Origin of the sequence: Streptomyces sp. AB3(2024) (assembly GCF_041862025.1) — a bacterium.
GTDB lineage: Bacteria > Actinomycetota > Actinomycetes > Streptomycetales > Streptomycetaceae > Streptomyces.
Genome location: NZ_JBGWAB010000314.1, coordinates 1 through 925 on the forward strand (window position 1 = coordinate 1; position 925 = coordinate 925).

The following is a 925-nucleotide window of genomic DNA, read 5'->3' on the forward strand; positions in this document are numbered from 1 at the left end:
CGGGGGGGGTCGGGGGGGGGGGGGGGGGGGGGGCGGCGGCCGCCGCGGGGGAGGAGAGGAGGGCGAGGGCGGCGAGGGATATCGCCGCTCCCGTCGCGACAAGTCTGCGCAACGGAGGTGGCCTTTCGGGGAGTTCGGTCCGTGGCTCGGAGCGCAGGTAATATTTCACATGTGACAGTTGACCGCTAGGCGTCGGGCGGGAGTCGGAGGGCCAGGGCCGCGCAGTGCCCCTCCGGGACCGTCACGTCCGCCAGCGACCATCCCGGCATCCGGGCCGGGACCGGGCCGGTGCCCACGTAATCGGCCGCCGGATCCTCGGAGAGCCCCACCCCCAGCCCCTTCAGGTAGGCCTCCTTGCGCGTCCACACCCGGGTGAAGGCCAACGGCCGTGCGGGGGCGGGCAGCAGGGCGAGCTCCGCGGCCTCCCGCGGGTGCAGCACGTCGGCGGTCTCCGCGATCACCTCCGGCCGCACCAGCTCCTCGACGTCCACCCCCACGGGGGCGTCCGCGAAGGCCAGCAGGCTGATCCCGGTGCAGTGCGACAGCGAGAAGTGCAGTGCCCCGCCCGGCAGTACGGGACGTCCGTGCGGCTCGTCGCAGTGCGCGCAGGGCGCCCGCTCCACGGTCACCTCGCGCGGGGCCAGCCCCAGGTACGCGCCGAGCAGCCGGCGCAGGGCGACGTGCGCGCAGACGTAGCTGTCCCGGTCGGCGGAGAGGGCGAACTCGGCGGCCCGCGCCAGCTCCTGGGCGTCCAGGGTGCCCGGCGCGTGCCGGGCCGCGTGGTCCCGGTAGGCGGTGGTGTCCACCAGCCACAGCTGCGGGGCCGCCGCCACCAGGACCGCCCGCGCCGGACCGGGGTCCGTCAGGACGCGCGGCAGGCTCGGCAGGGGTGGCGGGGGCGGGGCGGCCCGTCGGCCCGCCCCCG

The 925-nt window shown here is 77.1% G+C and carries 1 protein-coding gene; it reads right to left on the reverse strand.

The genetic code is table 11. The features are described from left to right. Positions 1–185: 185 nt before the first annotated feature. Positions 186–887: a 4'-phosphopantetheinyl transferase superfamily protein gene (locus tag ACEPPI_RS40530; RefSeq protein ID WP_373920243.1), complete on the reverse strand. Its 702-nt coding sequence runs from the start codon at positions 885–887 to the stop codon at positions 186–188. Between the last annotated feature and the right edge of the window lie 38 nt (positions 888–925).